This window comes from Cupriavidus sp. L7L, assembly GCF_004353535.1.
Taxonomy (GTDB): Bacteria; Pseudomonadota; Gammaproteobacteria; order Burkholderiales; family Burkholderiaceae; genus Cupriavidus; species Cupriavidus oxalaticus_A.
The window spans coordinates 1-1,456 of the sequence record NZ_SMNY01000121.1 but is presented as its reverse complement, the minus strand read 5'-3'; the positions used below and the strand labels follow the sequence as shown (position 1 = coordinate 1,456).

Below are 1,456 nucleotides of genomic sequence, written 5' to 3'. Positions count from 1 at the left end.
TCGAAATACGGAACCGTGAAGACTGGCATGCCAGAAGTTGATTTTTGGTTTATCCGGTTGAACGGTTTTGGCCAACTTTTCCATCGCGCTTGTCTTGGAGCGGACGCGAGTCATATTGGTGACGAATAAGAAAGGGGGAAGTACGGCTTCTGAACAACCTGACGTCCGTTTCATAAGGCGACTCATGCTACTGTGCTGTCACTGTGTTGCAACATTGCCTACTACCGTATGGAATTCGCGAACGAGGAGGGGCCGGAGCGCTGAAGGGAGAGACGGCATGGTAAGACTATTCAGTATTCGCACTATTCGCATCGCCGCGATAGCCATTTTTCTACCCGTTGCTTCACTACCCGCACTCGCCCAAACTAGCCCGGCAACCTATTTCCAGCCAATTGATTGCGGTAGTTGGGTTACTCCGCTAAATCGATCTCATGCGGTCGCCTACAAGTTCTGGCTATCGGCCTATCTCAGTGGCCGGAACCAAGAACGTGTATCCCGCGGCGACAGCGACGTTCTGAATGGACTGAAGACACCGCAGTTTTACCTCTGGATGGACAATTACTGCCGAGCACATCCGCTCCAGAGCGTCGCCGACGGCGGGGAAGAGTTGTGGTTTAGCCTCTTGCCCAAGTAACCGCGTCCATTCGTCTCGCACCAGCGCCTTGATCATCAACGGTTGCGGGCGCTGGCCGAGGCCGAGGCGATTCGGAGTGCTTGAACTTAACCTGGACACAGTCGGACTGTTAGGAACCGGAATTCGTCAGACTGCGTTACCCGAAAAATCAGTGACTTATCAGCTAATTCCGTCGCCGTTCGCCCGACTAAGAACCGGAATTAGCGAGACTGCGCTGACGAGATGCGCGAATTAGCTGGACTGCACCGCAGGCACCAGCTAACGCACGTTTCCCAGTTCCAATCCACCTTTGCCGAGATCCCCAGCTCCACTCTGTTCCCGACTGTCGCAGATGTCCCTCGCACGCGACGCGCTCGGTAAAGTCGCGCTTTGTGCGGACGTCAAGTTTTGTCAGGTTGCGATCATTTTTGTTCGTCTGGCCGCCGATCTCGCCCCCAAGGAATTCCCATGAAACCTCGAACAATCCAGCCGACAATCATTGCTGCGAACCAGATGGCGAGTATTCCGCCCGCTGCCCATCGGCTTCCATCGGTTATCTGCTTCCACTTTTCCGGCCAGTACAGCTTTTCCAACGCCTCCTCATCTGCTTTGGGAAGCGCAAATCTTGATGAAACAGCTTCGGTGTAGGTGCCGACTTCCTCGTCGTATTTCGGCCGTCCTCTAAATTGTTGTGTTGATGGGTCACCCTCGGTCGGAATGAAATATGTCCCGTCCGTCGCTTTGAGAGCGACAAAGCAGAGGGTTACATGGACGGTTCTTCCTTTTTTTGTCTCGATAGTTTTCCAGTTGCTTCGATCCTCCGCATCGCAGGAATCGCTCGTG

Annotated in this window: 1 protein-coding gene; it reads right to left on the bottom strand. The window is 53.9% G+C overall.

The window, feature by feature from the left end:
• Positions 1 to 1,035: 1,035 nt before the first annotated feature.
• On the bottom strand, positions 1,036 to 1,456 hold a 421-nt coding region (locus E1J61_RS37650; protein ID WP_165971623.1), incomplete at its 5' end, for a hypothetical protein.